The sequence below is a fragment of the Brevundimonas staleyi genome, assembly GCF_041893865.1.
Lineage (GTDB): Bacteria > Pseudomonadota > Alphaproteobacteria > Caulobacterales > Caulobacteraceae > Brevundimonas > Brevundimonas staleyi.
In genome coordinates this window covers 2,023,369-2,038,191 of sequence record NZ_CP169082.1, presented here as the reverse complement: position 1 = coordinate 2,038,191, position 14,823 = coordinate 2,023,369, and the positions used below count along the sequence as shown (strand labels likewise).

Sequence of the window (14,823 nt, the reverse complement as noted above, 5' to 3'; positions counted from 1 at the left end):
CGGGGTTAGCCCCTCGCTCCGGTTCCCGCCAGAGCCCTCACGCGGGTTTGCGGAAGCGCAGCATGAACTGGCTGGTGTGACCCCGGATCGACTCGTGGAAAACGTTGGCCGTCAGCGGGTCCTCGCCGTTCAGCAGGATGCCGCTCTCGCCGTCCAGCACGAAGCCCGCCGCCTCGACCTCGCGCTTCACGTCGGCGATGTCGATCCGATGCAGGGTGTGCGCCACGCCCAGTCCCGCGCCAGGCTGGGCCGCATGGTCGATGATGACATAGAGGCCGCCCGGCTTCAGCGCCGCGAACGCCGCCGCATTGACCTTGGCCGCCGTATCCGCCGCGAAGGGCTGCAGGTGCAGGTCATGGTAGTTCTGGTTGGTGAAGATCAGGTCCAGCCCTTGCGGGAACTGCGGCGCCCCGATCGGCGAACGGATGGCGGTCACACGGTCCATCTCATCGGCGGCGGCGATGGCCTCGCCATAGCTGGCCTGGAAGGCGATGAACTCGGCCGGCTGCCAGGCCGTGATCTCGCCCGAACCGTCGGCGACCACGCGGGCGAAGGCACGGGTCCAGAAGCCCCCGCCGATGATCATGTCAGCAATCCGGTCGTCCGGCTTAACCTCGGCGAAGGCCAGGATCTCGGCCGTGTGCCGCGCCTCGTCACGATCGCGGTCCGCTTCCGGCCGGGTCTCCGAAACCAGCACATAGGCGTAGTCGCCGGGTTCCTGAACGGGCGCGGGCGCGAAGGCGGCGGTGGACAACAGAACGGCGGCCGAAACGGCCAGGATCAACGAACGACGCATGGGTCTCTCCCTCGCGCTCTCACGGCGCAGAGGTGAAGCCTAGCGCGTCCGGAGAACGCCGTCAGCCGGGCTTGCGGAAGCGGTAGACGAACTGGTCGGTCCGGCCCCGGATCGCCTCGTCGAACACCGACAGGGTGTGATCGTCGGCCGGGTTCCGCACCACCTCGGTCTCGCCGTCGAAGATGAAGCCCGCCGCCTCGACCTGGGCGCGCAGGGCCGAACCCTCGATCCGGTGCAGGGTCCCGACGACGCTCGTACCCGCCCCCGGCGCCGCCTGGTGGTCCAGGATGACGTAGAGGCCGCCGGGCTTCAGCGCCGCGAACACCGCCGCGTTCATCCGCGCCACGTCCACGTTGAAGCGGTCGATGACGAAGTCGTGGTACTCCTGCCCCATGAAGACCACGTCCAGCGGCTCTGGGAAGGTCAGGTCCTCCAGCGCCCCGGTCACCCGCGTCACGTTGGGATAGTCGGTGGCCAGGGTGTCGGCATAGCCGTTCTCGCGCGACGCCGTCTGGTTCGGCACGAAGGCGTAGACCCGGCCCTCCGGCCCCACGGCGCGGGCGAACAGGCGGCTGAAATACCCCTCCTCCGGCCGCACGTCGGCGATCCGCTCGCCCCCGTCGATCTGGGCGAAGGCCAGCATCTCGGCGGGCTTGCGCAACGGATCGCGCTCGACCTCCGACGCGGGCCTCAGCGGATCGGCGATGGCCAGGGCGTAGTCGTTGACCGTCGCCGACGGACGCTCGGCCGGATCGGCGGGCGTCTCGCCCGACATCGTGGGCGCGCAGGCGGACAGGGCGATCGCGGAGGCCACGATCAGCAGCGACGATTTCAACATAGGACGGTCCTCGAACAGCGGTTCAGCCAACATACGCATGAAAGCTTCACAGGATGCAGACTATCCGCCGATCGGCGTCCATTCCTCGTCGGAAGCTAGGGGCGCGAACAGGGCGTCCAGATCAGCCTCGGTCACGCCCTCCAGCGTCGCCGGCGACCATTTCGGCGCATTGTCCTTGTCCACGATCACGGCCCGCACCCCCTCCTGGAAGTCGTGAGTCCGCACCACGCGCCCGCCCAGCCGGTATTCCATCGCCATGACCTCGGCGAAGCTCGACATCGCCCGCCCGGCCCGGAGTTGGCGCAGGGTGACCTTCAGCGACTGCGGCGACTTGGTCTTCAGCGTCGCCAGCTGCGCCAGCGCCCAGTCCGACCCGTCCGTCTCCAGCGCCTCGAAGATCGCCTCCACCGTGTCATGGGCGAACAGCCTGTCGATGGCCTCGCGATGCGGAGCGAGCGGCGCAGCGCCAGGATCGCTACCCCAGGCATCGCCCTCCGCACCGGGCGCATGGGGATGGTAACCAACGGACTCAATCAGATCGACCAGATCAGCGCTCACCACGAAATGCGTGTGAATCCCCAGCGCCACCGTATCCGCCGCCTTCAGCCGCGCCCCGGTCAGGGCCAGCCAGGTCCCGGTCTCGCCCGGCAGCCGCGGCAGGAACCAGCCCCCGCCCACATCGGGGAACAGGCCGATCCCCGTCTCCGGCATCGCATAGGTCGTCCGCTCGGTCGCGATCCGCACCTTCGCAGGCTCCGAAATCCCGACGCCTCCGCCCATGACGATCCCGTCCACGACGGCCGTGATCGGCTTGGGATATTCGAACATCAGATGGTTCAGCCGGTATTCGCTGAGGAAGAAGGCCTTCGCCTCCACCGCATCCGTCGCCCCGCTCTCGGCGATCATCCGGATGTCGCCGCCCGCGCAGAACCCGCGCTCCCCCGCATGGTCGATCAGCACCGACTGCACGGCCGCATCGTCGCGCCAGGCCAGCAGCGCCTCGGTCAAGATCTCGCACATGCCCAGGTTCAGCGCGTGCAGTGCTTTCGGCCGGTTCAGGGTGATGCGCCCGACCGATCCCTCGATCCGGGTGATGACTTCAGCTTCGGACATGCCCTGCTCCAACTCTACTGCTCGCCCGCGGACACGGACGGCGCGACGGTCTGATGCCCCCGCTCGATCAGCTCCAGCTCGATCAGGACCGCGACCTGCCCGGCCCGCCAGTTGATCGAATAGTAGAAGATCAGGCTGATCGTCAGGCTGAGGAAGATCAGCACGAACCCGATTCCGCCCGTTTCCAGCACCTTCTTGGTGAAGGTCGGCGCGATCTGGAACGCCGCCAGCACCGTCGTCACCGGCGCCGACACATAGAACAGCGCCGCCATCTTCCAGAGCGAATCGTTCCGCGCCGTATTGATCCGGGCGATGGCCAGCAGGGCCGCCAGTTCCACGGTGCTCAGCCCCGCCAGGATCGGCCTGGCGGCTGCCGCCATCGGTGTCGCGTTCAGGGTCGAGACGACATCGACGTCATACAGACCCCATCCGGACTTCGACGTCGCCAAATGCCGGAACAACCGCTTGAAGCTGAACTCCGCGACCAGCCGCGTCCAGGTCGCCCACAGCGCCTCGCGGTCCAGCGGACCATCCGGCGCCCGGTTTGGGATCACCTCGTCCCTCATTGCCGCATCATCTCGCGCGCGGTGATGACCCGCATGATCTCGTTGGTTCCCTCGAGGATTCGGTGCACCCGCAGATCCCGCACGATCCGCTCCAGCGGATAGTCCTTCAGATAGCCGTAGCCGCCGTGCAGTTGCAGCGCCTCGTCGGCGATCTGGTGACAGGCGTCGGTCGCCATCCGCTTGGCCATGGCGCACCATTTGGTCTTCTCGGGATGGTCGGTGTCGATGGCCCAGGCGCCGCGCAGCACCATCAGCCGCGCCGCCTCCAGCTCGGTCGCCATGTCCGCCAGCTTGAACTGGGTGTTCTGGAAGTCGGCGATCGGCTTGCCGAACTGTTTCCGCGTCCCGACGTAGGCCAGGGCCGTCTCCAGCGCCAGCCGCGCCCCGCCCAGCGAACAGGCCGCGATGTTCAGCCGCCCGCCGTCCAGCCCCATCATCGCATAGCGGAACCCGTCGCCCTCCTTGCCCAGCAGGTTCGCCGCCGGCACGCGGCAGTCGTCGAACTGGACGATGGCCGTCGGCTGGGCGTTCCAGCCCATCTTCTTCTCCTGCGCCCCGAAGCTCAGGCCCGGCGTGTCCTTGTCGATGACGAAAGCGGAAATCCCCTTCGGCCCCGCCTCGCCCGTCCGCGCCATGACGACATAGACGTCAGAGGTCCCCGCGCCCGAGATGAAGGCCTTGGACCCGTTCAGGACCCAGTGATCGCCGTCCCTGGTCGCCGTCGTCCGCATCGCCGCCGCGTCCGAGCCCGAGCCCGGCTCGGTCAGGCAATAGCTGGCGATATATTCCATCGTCGTCAGCATCGGCACATAGCGTTGACGCAGGTCGTAGCTGCCGAACCGGTCGATCATCCAGGTCGACATGTTGTGGATCGAGATGAAGGCCGCCGTCGCCACGTCCCCTCGCGCCAGCTCCTCGAAGATCAGCGCCGCCTCGACCCGCCCCAGCCCCGTCCCGCCGAAATCCTCCGACGCATAGATGCCGCAGAAGCCCATCTCCGCCGCCTGACGCATCACGTCGACCGGGAAGATCTTGTGCTCGTCCCACTCGGCCGAGTTCGGCGCCAGCAGGTCGTCCGAGAACGCGCGCGCCGCGTCCTGAATGGCGCGCTGGTCGTCGCTGAGGGCGAAATCCATGGGGTCTCCCGAACGGTCGTTTTCTTGGGCTTCTAGCGACAGCAAGGCCGGGCGTCATCAAACCACTTTCGTCATCCTCCGGCGAAGCGCAGCGGAGACCGGAGGAGGCAGCGGCGCCGAAGGCGATCTGTTCAGGCAGCATGTCGGAAGCAGTAGTGTCCTCGACAGGTTCGCGCTCCCGCGCGCCGCTGCGTCCCCCGGTCTGCACCGCGAAGGCGCGGCTTGCCGGAGGATGACGAAAGCGGGGGTGTGGGATAAGCAGCCGCCATGACCCTCCCCTTCATGCCCGGCCCCTTCCCCATGGCCCGCCCCCGCCGCCTGCGCAGCCAGCCGTGGGTGCGCCGTCTCGTGGCCGAGACCACCCTGACCCCTTCCGACCTGATCTGGCCCCTGATCGTCCATGACGGCGCCGAGGACCGCGTCCCCGTCCCCTCCATGCCCGGCGTCTTCCGTCTGTCGCCCAAGGCGGCCGCCGAGGCGGCGAAAGAGGCCCGCGACCTCGGCATCCCCATGGTCGCCCTGTTCCCCAACGTCGACGCCGCGACCAAGGACGCAATCGGCACCGGCGCGACCGATCCCGACGGCCTGATCCCCGACTGCATCAAGGCCATCAAGGACGCGGCGCCCGAGATCGGCGTCATGTGCGACGTGGCGCTGGACTGCTACACCGACCACGGCCACGACGGGATCGTCGAGGACGGCCGGATCGTCAACGACGCCTCCTTGGACCGCCTCGCCGAACAGGCCTTCATCCAGGCCCACGCCGGCGCCGACGTCGTCGCCCCTTCGGACATGATGGACGGCCGGGTCCAGGCCATCCGCGAGGCGCTGGAGGCCAACGGCTTCCACGACACCCTGATCCTCAGCTACGCGGCCAAGTTCGCCTCGGCCTTCTACGGCCCGTATCGCGACGCGGTCGGCTCGACGAAGATGCTGACCGGCGACAAGAAGACCTATCAGATGGACTACGCCAACTCCGACGAGGCGCTGAAAGAGGTCGCCATGGACATCTCGGAAGGCGCCGACATGGTCATGGTCAAGCCGGGCATGCCCTATCTCGACATCGTCCAGCGGGTTTCGGAGACCTTCAAGCTCCCGACCTTCGCCTATCAGGTCAGTGGCGAGTACGCGATGATGCAGGCCTCCATCGCCAACGGCTGGCTCGACCAAGACCGCGCCATCCTGGAGACCCTGCACGGCTTCAAGCGCGCGGGCTGCTCCGGCGTCCTCAGCTACTTCGCCCCCCAGGCGGCCAGACTGCTGGGCGCTTGACCTCGCCGACCTTCGTTCGCCAAATGTCGGTTAATGAAGGCATGAGGGGCGGCGGCGATGGGTTTTCTCTGGTTCGGCCGCAAGAAGCGGTTCTCGGCGCTCGACCACGCGGCAGAGCCCGCCGCGCCGCCCGTCGCCCCTGAGCCCGCCCCTGCCGAGGTCGTCGAACCCGTCGTCACGTTCGCCCCGCCCACGCCGGCCGAGGCCCTGCAGCTGCTGAAGGACGGCAACGCGGCCTTCCTGTCCGGCCTGACCAGCCTCGGCCACGTCACCGCCCACGACCTCGAACCGCTTCAGGGCGGCCAGCACCCCATCGCCGTCATCGTCGGTTGCGCCGACAGCCGCACACCGCCGACCATCCTGTTCAACCAGGGTCTGGGCCAGCTCTTCATCATCCGCGTCGCCGGCAACACCGTGGACCGTCGCGGCCTCGCCTCCATCGTCTATGCGGTGAAGCATCTGCACGCCCCTCTGGTCGTCGTCATGGGCCACTCCGGCTGCGGCGCGGTCGCGGCGGCCGAGGCCATCGTGGACGGCGCGCCTCTGGATCCCTCGCTGGAGGAGATGATCGTCCCCATCATTCCCGCCGTCCTCGCCGCGCGGAAGAAGTCCCCCGCCAACCCCGCCCGCGCCGCCGTGGAGGAGAACGCTCGCTGGGTCGCCGAGAAACTGGGCACGGCCGATGCGGCGCTGGCCGACGCCGTCGAGGCCGGGACGGTCAAGATCGTCGCCGCCGTGAAGGACATGACCACGGGCCGCGTCGACTTCTACGAATGAGGCGCTAGGCTGGTCTCATGCTGAGACGCGCCCTCCTCCTCGCCACCCTCGCCGCCGGTCTGGCGGCGCCCGCCTTCGCGCAGGACATCCAGACGCCGCCCGCGCCCCTGCCGCGCGTGCAGATGGAGACCACTGCCGGCCGCATCGTCATCGAGGTCGAGGCCGTGAAGGCCCCGATCACCGCCGCCAACTTCCTCAAATATGTCGACGAGCGCCGCTTCGACGGGGCCACCTTCTACCGCGCCATGCAGTCGACGCCGGGCGCGACCACGGGTCTGGTCCAGGGCGGCGTCAACAACGACCCCGAGCGGGTTCTGCCGCCCATCGCACACGAACCGACGACCCAGACGGGCCTCAGCCATATCGACGGCGCCGTCTCCATGGCCCGCTATGCGCCCGGCACCGCCACGGGCGACTTCTTCGTCTCGGTCGGCCCGACGCCCTCTTACGACGCCGGCCGATCCTTCTCGGTCGATCCCGACGGCTTCGCCGTCTTCGGTCGGGTGGTCCAGGGCATGGACGTCGTCCGCACCATCCTCGCCAGCCCAACCTCGCCTACGGAGGGCGAGGGCTTCATGCGCGGCCAGATGCTGGAGCCCAAGATCACCATCCTCCAGGCCTGGCGCGAAAACGCCCCCTGACACCCGCCCGCCGCTCGGAGCCCGCCCCTCGATGAAGCGCCTGTTCGCCGCCCTGCCGCTCGCGGCCGCCTGTCTGGCCGCGCCCGTCGCCGCCCAGGACCGCAACCCCGACTTCGCCGCCCGCGCCGCCGCCCTCTATGCCGAGCAGCCCGACTTCGAGCGCTGCCGTCCGGGTCGTCTTCGGCCCGAGATCACCACGACCCTGACCGCCCGGGTCAACGAGGTCCGGGCGCTTCACGGCCTCGCCCCCGTCACCTACGACCCGGGGACCGAGAACACCGCCGTCGCCGCCGCGATGGTCTTCGCCGCCAACGGCAGCCTGTCCCACTATCCGGGCAGCTGGTGGCGCTGCTTCACCGAGGACGCCGCCACGGGCGCGCGGCTCAGCAACATCTTCGGCGGCCTGGCGTCCCAGCGGCTGATTTTCGTCTCGATGGACGAGATGGTCACCGGCTGGATGACCGACGTCCGCCACATGAACCCCGGCAGCATCGGTCACCGGCGCTGGCTGTTGGATCCCTTCCTCGCCACCATCAGCTTCGGCCGCGTCGCCGGCATCCTGCCCGACGGTCGGCGCACCGACGGCGCCGCCATGCGGATCATCGGCAGCAACCGCGTGGTCCCCGAACCCATCGAGGGCGGCTTCATCGCCTACCCCTTCGGCGACTACCCGGCGCGCTTCTGGGACCCGAGCGCGCTCCTCTCCTTCGCCGTCCTCGTCGACCTGCGCGACAAGACGGCCAGCGAACAGGTCGACTACAGGAACGCCCAGGTCTCGGTGCGTCGCAGGGGCGGCGAGGTGCTGGAGGTCAGCCGCATCACCTTCGACAACAACGCCTACGGCCTGCCCAACAGCCTCCAGTTCGCCGCCGAGGGCCTGCAGCCCGGCGTCAGCTACGACGTCGCCATCCGCAACGTCCGCGTCCAGGGCCAGTCACGGGACTTCGCCTACACCTTCCGCATCACGCCCTGACGCCATCGTCGGGCCTGAAGGGTTCATCACGGCGAGCACGGAGGAGGCACGACGAACACGGCGGGACCGATTGGATCCGTAGGGTGTAACGCTCATCGTCGGAGGCCGATACGCCAATGCGGCTTCGCCGCGATCCATGCCGGACAGGCCCGGGCCCTGACGGAAACGATCGACGACAGCAGCGCAAACTCGGTATCGTCGTGTCCGCCGTGCCTCCTCCGTGCTCGCTGTGATGAACCTCCTGCCTTCCGAATGCGCCAGCTCAAGCACCGCTTGGCTCAGCGTTCCGTTCGCGCCAGAAGCGCCACCAGATCGTCCTTCCAGAACTTCGCCCAGGTGTGGGTCCCGTGTCCCTTGCCCTCGGCGCTGTTCGGCACGAGCCGATACGTCACATCCGCCAGCCTAGGAACGAAGGTCTCCGACAGCCCCAGCTCCGGCGGATTGATGAAGTCGTCCGCCGAGTTGATCCAGGTCGTCGGCGCCGTCATCCGCTCCAGGTTCGCCGACGGGTCGTAGTCCCAGGACGCGTTGACCTGATACCAGAGGTCGTTGGCGTCCAGCGCCGGCAGACGGCGCTCCATCTGAGTGGTCAGATAACCGTCCACCGCCTCGACCGTCGCCAGATCCTGCTGCATCGCCATCGGCGCCGACCCGGCCAGCAGCAACAGGTCCACGGCCGTCCTCAGCCCCTGCACCGGCTGGGTCTGATAGTTCCCGCCGTCCCACAGCGGATCGCTGCGGATCGCGTCCTTCAGCATGGTCCGCCACAGACGGTTCCGCCCCACGATCGCCGTCGGCTCGCAGGCCATGGGCATCAGGGCGTCGGCCGCGTCCGAATGGGTCGTGCCCCAGACGAAGATGTGCATGCAGCCCATCGAGGTCCCGAGGATCAGCCGCAACCGCTCGACCCCCAGCTCGCCCAGCATCCGCCGCTGCGCCTCGACCATCTCGGTATAGCCGTACTCGGGAAACGCCGCCCGCAGCCCGTCGCTGGGCTTGGACGAGGCGCCGTGGCCGATGTTGTCCGGCATGATGACGTAGTAGCGCGTCACATCCAGCGGCTGGCCCGGCCCGAACAGATCGTTGGCGAACTGCGGCGACAGGAACTGCGCGCCCGTCCCACCCGTCCCGTGCAGCAGCAGGACCGCATTGTTGACCTTGCCGTCCGCGCCCCGCCGGGGCTCGCCCAGCGTCCGGTAATGGATGCGCGCCTCGGCCAAAGCCTCGCCCCGCGCCATCGGCAGGGTCCCGATCGCCGCATCCCCCTCGACCGGCGTCCAGGTCTGGGCGTTCGCCGCCCCGGCCCACACCGCCGCACACATCAGCATCGTCGCGAAACCCAGGCGCATCCTACCCTCCAGCACACCCGTTTTGGACTCTGAGGCGACCAGAGTGCAAACGCACTTCATCCACCTTAAGTCCGCAAATTCAAAATCTTACGCGGAACTTCTTCACGATTTGGACTCGTTGGACTCGGAGGCCTTCGAGTCCAAATCAGCTCAGGGCTTCAGCCGCGCCTTCAGGCTCGACGTATCCCAGCGATTGCCGCCCATCCCCTGCACCTCGGAATAGAACTGGTCGACCAGGGCTGTCAGCGAGAGCACCGCCCCGTTCGCCCGCGCCTCGTCCAGCACCAGCCCCAGGTCCTTGCGCATCCAGTCGACCGCGAAGCCGAACTCGAACTCGCCCTTCGCCGCCGTCTTCCAGCGGTTGTCCATCTGCCAGGACTGAGCCGCCCCCTTGGACACGGCGTCATAGGCCTTGTCGGTGTCCAGCCCCGCGACCTTGGCGAAGTGAACCGCCTCGGCCAGCCCCTGGACCACCCCCGCGATGGCGATCTGGTTGACCATCTTCGTCAGCTGGCCCGAGCCCGCCGGACCCATGTGCTGGATCGCCTTGGAATAGGCCTCCAGCGCCGGCCGCGCCGTCTCCAGCGCCTCCGCCTCGCCGCCCGCCATGACGCTGAGCTGGCCGTTCTCGGCCCCCGCCTGACCGCCCGAAACCGGTGCATCGACGAAGGCCACGCCTTTGGCCCCGCACAGCTCGGCCATTTCCCGCGCCACCTTGGCCGAGGTCGTCGTGTGGTCCACCACCACGGCGCCGGCCTTCAGGACCGCCAGCGCCTCGCCCACCACCTGACGCACGTCGTCGTCGTTGCCGACGCACAGGATGAACAGTTCCACCCCGTCCGCCGCCTCGCCGACCGTCGCCGCCGCCCGGCCGCCGTTGGCCTCGGCCCAGGCCTTCGCCTTCTCCGGCGAGCGGTTGTAGCCCGCCACCTCATGCCCGGCCTTCAACAGGTGACGCGCCATCGGCCCGCCCATGACGCCCAGCCCGGCGAAACCGATCTTCATGCCTCGTCTCCCGCCTTGCCGTAGCGGCCTCTGTGATAGGTCAGGGCCGCCGCCTCGGTGGCCTCGAAATCCACGACCTCGCCGACGATCACCATGTGGTCGCCCATCTGCACCCGCGAATGGGTCCGGCAGTCGAACCGGGCCGCGGCCGCCAGCCGGGGCGGCGCCTCGCCTACCCGCTGGAACTCATGCGGCTCCATCAGCCCGATCCCCTTGGCGAACCGCCGCGACAGGGCCTCGCCCTCGGCGTCCAGCACATGGATCGAGAAGGTCTCCGCCTCGCAGAAGGCATGCCACCGCTCCGACCGCTCATCCAGGCACCACAGGACCAGACGCGGGCTCAGCGACACCGAGGTGAAGGAGTTGATCGTGATCCCCAACGGACCGATCTTGCTGTCGGCCGTCACCACACAGACCCCGGTCGCGAAGGCGCCCAGCGCCTTGCGATAGGCCATCACGTCGCCGCCGGCGACCTCTGCGGGAGGAGATTCAAGGCTCACGCCCCGGACCTATTCGACCCCGCAGGATCAGGCAACCGCGTCAGAGCCAGAGCCGGATGACATCCTTCGAAATCGGCCCGTTCTCCTGCGCCGTGTTCGCCGTGTAGCTGAGCGTCGTCACCCGCGACCCGCAGGTGCATCGGAACCGCTCGGACCGCCCCGACGCCGGCCAGAACCGACGCGCTCCGAACAGAGGCCTCGGGTCCATCAGCGTCGCCCGCTCGCACCCTCGTGCGTCGCAGGCGACCACCAGCCGCGCGCCCGGCTCGCCCGCGTTCCTGGGCTCATAGAAGTCGTTGCGGATGTCGCGCATGGCCGGGGCTCCTCAAGCCCGACGAACCACGCCGGGCCGTCGCCCTCAAGCCAGTTGTTCCACATTTGTTCTCGTCGCTGTGGACAGACGCCGCCGTCATCTCAGATCGGCCAGCACCGCCGGGATCTGTTCCGGCAGGTCTTCCGCGATCAGCCCCGGCCCGAACCGCCCGCCCGCATCCGCGTGCATCCACACCGCCGCCGATGCCGCTTCGAACGGCTCCATCCCCTGGACGATCAGTCCGCCGATCAGCCCGGCCAGCACGTCGCCACTGCCCGCCGTCGCCAGCCAGGGCGTGCCGTTGCGGTTGACCCTGACCCGCCCGTCCGGGCCCGCGATCACCGTCTCCCGGCCCTTGAGCACCACGGTCGCCCCGCTGGCCCGCGCCGCCTCGACCGCCGCCGCCTCCCGACCCTCGGCCAACAGCCCCGGAAACAGCCGCTCGAACTCCCCCTCGTGCGGGGTCATCACGTCCCGGTCGTCCAGCATGGCGAACAGGTCCCCCGCCCTGCCCTTGAACAGCGTCAGGGCGTCCGCATCGACCACCAGCGCCGCCTCCGTCCCCGCCACGGCCGCCAGGTTCCGCTCCGTCGCCTCGGTCAGGCCCGCAGCCGGTCCGATCACCACGCAATCAAGCGGCCCGGCCAGATCCGCCAGCGCCTCGGGCGTCTCGAAGTCGGAGACCATCACCGCCTCCACCGCCGCGGCGATCACCGGGCCCGCGTCCGGCGGACACAGGATCCGCACCAGCCCGGCCCCGACCCTCAGGCCCGCCCGCGCCGCCAGCCGCGCGGCGCCCGTGTTCAGCCGCCCGCCCGACACCACGCCCAGCCGCCCCCGCTGATGCTTGTGCGTATCCGCGCCCGGCCAGGGCAGCAGCCCGCGCCACAGCGCCGGATCGTTGGAGGCCGAAGCGGTCATCGGCGCGTGAACACCCGCCCGGCGGCCATCGTTCCGAACACACGGACCGGCACGCTCTCGACCCGGAAGGACCCGGCCCGCACCAGTTCCTCGATCAGCGCCTCCAGGCTGGTCGAGTCGTTGTAGGGCGCGAACCGGTGCAGCAGCCGACCGTTGCTCCCGAACAGGCTCAGCGCCCCCATCTGCGACCGGTTCAGGTCCGCCGTGGCGATGGCCGCGATCGGGATTCGCTTCGACGCGGCCTGCCCCCTGGTCATCACCTCGATGGCGTCGGAGGTGAACCGGACCTCGGTGCGCTTGTAGAGGGCCATGACCATGAAGATCGGCGGCGCGACGAACAGGATCACCGCCAGGATCGCCAGCCCCTTCACCGAGCCGAACTCGTCCACGAAGGTCGCCAGCTTGAAAAATCCGACGACGGCGATCAGCCCGCCCATCGTGACCGCCAGATAGCCCATGGCGACCGACAGCCCCAGCGCGCGGTCGATCTGTTTGAATGTGATCGTGCTCATGCCCGAAACAACACGCCTCCGTGACGAAAATGCAAAGCGGCCCTTGCCTTATGCTGCGATGCGGTGTCCCTTTGCTACCCGAGTGTCTGGCCCATTTCGCTGCCGCCTCGGGGTCGCCCATGAAGAAGATCGAAGCCGTCATCAAGCCGTTCAAGCTCGACGACGTGAAGGAAGCGCTCCAGGACATCGGGGTGCAGGGCATGACCGTGCTGGAGGCCAAGGGATATGGCCGCCAGAAGGGTCACTCCGAACTCTATCGCGGCGCCGAGTACGTCATCGACTTCCTGCCCAAGATCAAGATCGAGGTGGTGGTCGCCGACGACCTCGCCCCGGCCGTGGTCGAGGCCATCCAGACCGCAGCTCGCACCGGCAAGATCGGTGACGGAAAGATCTTCGTCTCAGACGTGATCGACGTCATCCGCATCCGCACCGGCGAAACCGGAGCCCAGGCCGTCTAGGCCGAAGCCCCGCAACACGACTTCCTCCCCAGAAGAAACGAAGAAGGATCACGACTATGAGCGCCGCCAAGAAAATCCTGCAGGAGATCAAGGACAAGGACGTGAAATACGTCGACGTCCGCTTCACCGACACGCGCGGTAAGCTGCAGCACGTCACCTTCGACATCGACCTGGTCGACGAGGACTTCCTCGAGGAAGGCACCATGTTCGACGGCTCGTCGATCGCCGGCTGGAAGGCCATCAATGAGTCCGACATGCTGCTGAAGCCGGACTTGGCCACGGCCTACATCGACCCGTTCTACCAGCAGACGACGATGTTCCTGTTCTGCGACGTGATGAACCCGGACACCGGCGAGCCCTACAACCGCGACAGCCGCTCGATGGCCAAGAAGGCCCTCAGCTACGTCCAGTCCTCGGGCGTGGGCGACCAGGTCTTCTTCGGCCCCGAGGCCGAGTTCTTCATCTTCGACGACGTCCGCTGGAACACCCAGCCGCACAACACCGGCTACAGCTACGACTCGACCGAACTGCCGGCCAACACGGGTTCGGAATACACCGAGGGCAACATGGGCCACCGCCCTGGGCCCAAGGGCGGCTATTTCCCGGTCAACCCGGTCGACTCGGGTCAGGACCTGCGCGGCGAGATGCTGGGCGTCATGCGCGACCTGGGCCTCCAGCCCGAGAAGCACCACCACGAGGTGGCCCCGGCCCAGCACGAACTGGGTCTGAAGTTCTCCGACCTGCTGACCATGGCCGACCGACTTCAGCTCTATAAGTACGTGATCCACAACGTGGCCGCGGCCTACGGCAAGTCTGCCACCTTCATGGCCAAGCCCATGTTCGCCGACAACGGCTCGGGCATGCACGTCCACATGTCGATCTGGAAGGACGGCAAACCCCAGTTCGCCGGCGACAAATACGCCGGTCTGTCACAGGAGTGTCTCTGGTACATCGGCGGCATCATCAAACACGCCAAGGCCATCAACGCCTTCGCCAACTCGACGACCAACTCCTACAAGCGTCTGGTGCCCGGCTACGAAGCCCCGGTGAAACTGGCCTACTCGGCCCGCAACCGTTCGGCCTCGATCCGCATCCCGCACGTCTCCTCGCCCAAGGCCAAGCGTCTGGAAGCCCGCTTCCCCGACCCGATGGGCAACCCCTACCTGACCTTCGTCGCCCTTCTGATGGCCGGCCTGGACGGGATCGAGAACCGCATCGATCCGGGCGCGCCCGCCGACAAGAACCTCTACGACCTGCCGCCGGAAGAGCGCGGCTCGATCCCCGAGGTCTGCGGCTCGCTTCGTGAGGCCCTGGAGAACCTCGACAAGGACCGCGCCTTCCTCAAGAAGGGCGGCGTCATGGATGACGACTTCATCGACAGCTACATCGAGCTCAAGATGGAAGAGGTCATGCGCCTCCAGCTCCACCCGCACCCGGTCGAGTTCGACATGTACTACAGCTGCTGATCCCCACCCGGATCTGACGGCATCGGGGCGCCGGACGGGAGACCGTCCGGCGCCTCTTTCGTTTCGGCCCGAAAATCGATGGCCAAACCTATAACTTTGGTATCAGAAGGGGGCTGCGGCGCAGGATTTACCAAGCTTTTCAAGGCTGCATTGACAGCGTTCGACAAGAACGCCCCACCGCCGGATG

Annotated in this window: 17 protein-coding genes; 6 read left to right on the top strand and 11 right to left on the bottom strand. The window is 67.9% G+C overall.

Features of this window, described 5'->3' with window-relative positions; genetic code table 11:
- Positions 1-37 precede the first annotated feature (37 nt).
- The 5 genes from ACETK8_RS10295 to ACETK8_RS10275 all read right to left on the bottom strand — a co-directional run bounded on the left by ACETK8_RS10295 (position 38) and on the right by ACETK8_RS10275 (position 4,449).
- Positions 38-796 (bottom strand): class I SAM-dependent methyltransferase, encoded by a 759-nt coding sequence (locus ACETK8_RS10295; RefSeq protein WP_374035951.1) that lies wholly within the window; start codon positions 794-796, stop codon positions 38-40.
- Positions 797-857: 61 nt separating this feature from the next.
- Complete coding sequence (locus ACETK8_RS10290) at positions 858-1,634, bottom strand: class I SAM-dependent methyltransferase (RefSeq protein WP_374035950.1); 777 nt, start codon at positions 1,632-1,634, stop codon at positions 858-860.
- Positions 1,635-1,694: 60 nt separating this feature from the next.
- Complete coding sequence (locus ACETK8_RS10285; protein ID WP_374035949.1) at positions 1,695-2,747, bottom strand: enoyl-CoA hydratase/isomerase family protein; 1,053 nt, start codon at positions 2,745-2,747, stop codon at positions 1,695-1,697.
- 14 nt (positions 2,748-2,761) lie between these two features.
- Positions 2,762-3,313 (bottom strand): hypothetical protein, encoded by a 552-nt coding sequence (locus ACETK8_RS10280; protein ID WP_374035948.1) that lies wholly within the window; start codon positions 3,311-3,313, stop codon positions 2,762-2,764.
- Positions 3,310-4,449 carry an isobutyryl-CoA dehydrogenase gene (locus ACETK8_RS10275; protein ID WP_374035947.1) on the bottom strand — a complete coding sequence of 380 codons (1,140 nt, stop codon included), beginning with the start codon at positions 4,447-4,449 and terminating at the stop codon, positions 3,310-3,312. Before ACETK8_RS10275 ends, ACETK8_RS10280 begins: the two co-directional genes overlap by 4 nt.
- A 267-nt stretch (positions 4,450-4,716) precedes the next feature.
- On the opposite strand from ACETK8_RS10275, the gene hemB reads away from it, so the two are divergent.
- Genes hemB through ACETK8_RS10255 form a run of 4 tightly spaced genes read left to right on the top strand, consistent with a single transcriptional unit; the run spans position 4,717 to position 8,112 of the window.
- Entirely contained in the window at positions 4,717-5,721 is a 1,005-nt protein-coding gene (gene hemB / locus ACETK8_RS10270; protein ID WP_374035946.1) for a porphobilinogen synthase, read from the top strand.
- 57 nt (positions 5,722-5,778) lie between these two features.
- Entirely contained in the window at positions 5,779-6,498 is a 720-nt protein-coding gene (locus ACETK8_RS10265) for a carbonic anhydrase (protein ID WP_374035945.1), read from the top strand.
- A 17-nt stretch (positions 6,499-6,515) separates the two neighbouring features.
- Positions 6,516-7,139, top strand: coding sequence for a peptidylprolyl isomerase (locus ACETK8_RS10260; RefSeq protein WP_374035944.1), 624 nt, complete (start codon positions 6,516-6,518; stop codon positions 7,137-7,139).
- 31 nt (positions 7,140-7,170) lie between these two features.
- Positions 7,171-8,112, top strand: coding sequence for a CAP domain-containing protein (locus tag ACETK8_RS10255; RefSeq protein ID WP_374035943.1), 942 nt, complete (start codon positions 7,171-7,173; stop codon positions 8,110-8,112).
- 278 nt (positions 8,113-8,390) lie between these two features.
- On the opposite strand, the gene ACETK8_RS10250 is transcribed toward ACETK8_RS10255, so the two are convergent.
- From ACETK8_RS10250 to ACETK8_RS10225, 6 genes are all read right to left on the bottom strand, one after another.
- Positions 8,391-9,461: an alpha/beta fold hydrolase gene (locus ACETK8_RS10250; protein ID WP_374035942.1), complete on the bottom strand. Its 1,071-nt coding sequence runs from the start codon at positions 9,459-9,461 to the stop codon at positions 8,391-8,393.
- Between the two features lie 150 nt (positions 9,462-9,611).
- On the bottom strand, positions 9,612-10,466 hold the full coding sequence (locus ACETK8_RS10245) for an NAD(P)-dependent oxidoreductase (RefSeq protein WP_374035941.1): 855 nt from the start codon (positions 10,464-10,466) through the stop codon (positions 9,612-9,614).
- Entirely contained in the window at positions 10,463-10,966 is a 504-nt protein-coding gene (locus tag ACETK8_RS10240; protein ID WP_374035940.1) for a flavin reductase family protein, read from the bottom strand. The genes ACETK8_RS10245 and ACETK8_RS10240 overlap by 4 nt, the downstream gene beginning before the upstream one ends.
- Before the next feature lie 40 nt (positions 10,967-11,006).
- Entirely contained in the window at positions 11,007-11,279 is a 273-nt protein-coding gene (locus ACETK8_RS10235; protein WP_374035939.1) for a hypothetical protein, read from the bottom strand.
- Between the two features lie 96 nt (positions 11,280-11,375).
- Positions 11,376-12,200 (bottom strand): NAD(P)H-hydrate dehydratase, encoded by an 825-nt coding sequence (locus ACETK8_RS10230; RefSeq protein WP_374035938.1) that lies wholly within the window; start codon positions 12,198-12,200, stop codon positions 11,376-11,378.
- On the bottom strand, positions 12,197-12,712 hold the full coding sequence (locus ACETK8_RS10225; RefSeq protein ID WP_374035937.1) for a hypothetical protein: 516 nt from the start codon (positions 12,710-12,712) through the stop codon (positions 12,197-12,199). Before ACETK8_RS10225 ends, ACETK8_RS10230 begins: the two co-directional genes overlap by 4 nt.
- Positions 12,713-12,831: 119 nt before the next feature.
- Between ACETK8_RS10225 and ACETK8_RS10220 the strand changes: the two genes are divergently transcribed.
- Both ACETK8_RS10220 and glnA read left to right on the top strand, forming a co-directional pair.
- Positions 12,832-13,170, top strand: coding sequence for a P-II family nitrogen regulator (locus tag ACETK8_RS10220; protein ID WP_309629111.1), 339 nt, complete (start codon positions 12,832-12,834; stop codon positions 13,168-13,170).
- A gap of 56 nt (positions 13,171-13,226) precedes the next feature.
- Positions 13,227-14,636 carry a type I glutamate--ammonia ligase gene (gene glnA / locus ACETK8_RS10215; protein ID WP_374035936.1) on the top strand — a complete coding sequence of 470 codons (1,410 nt, stop codon included), beginning with the start codon at positions 13,227-13,229 and terminating at the stop codon, positions 14,634-14,636.
- The last annotated feature ends 187 nt before the right edge of the window (positions 14,637-14,823 follow it).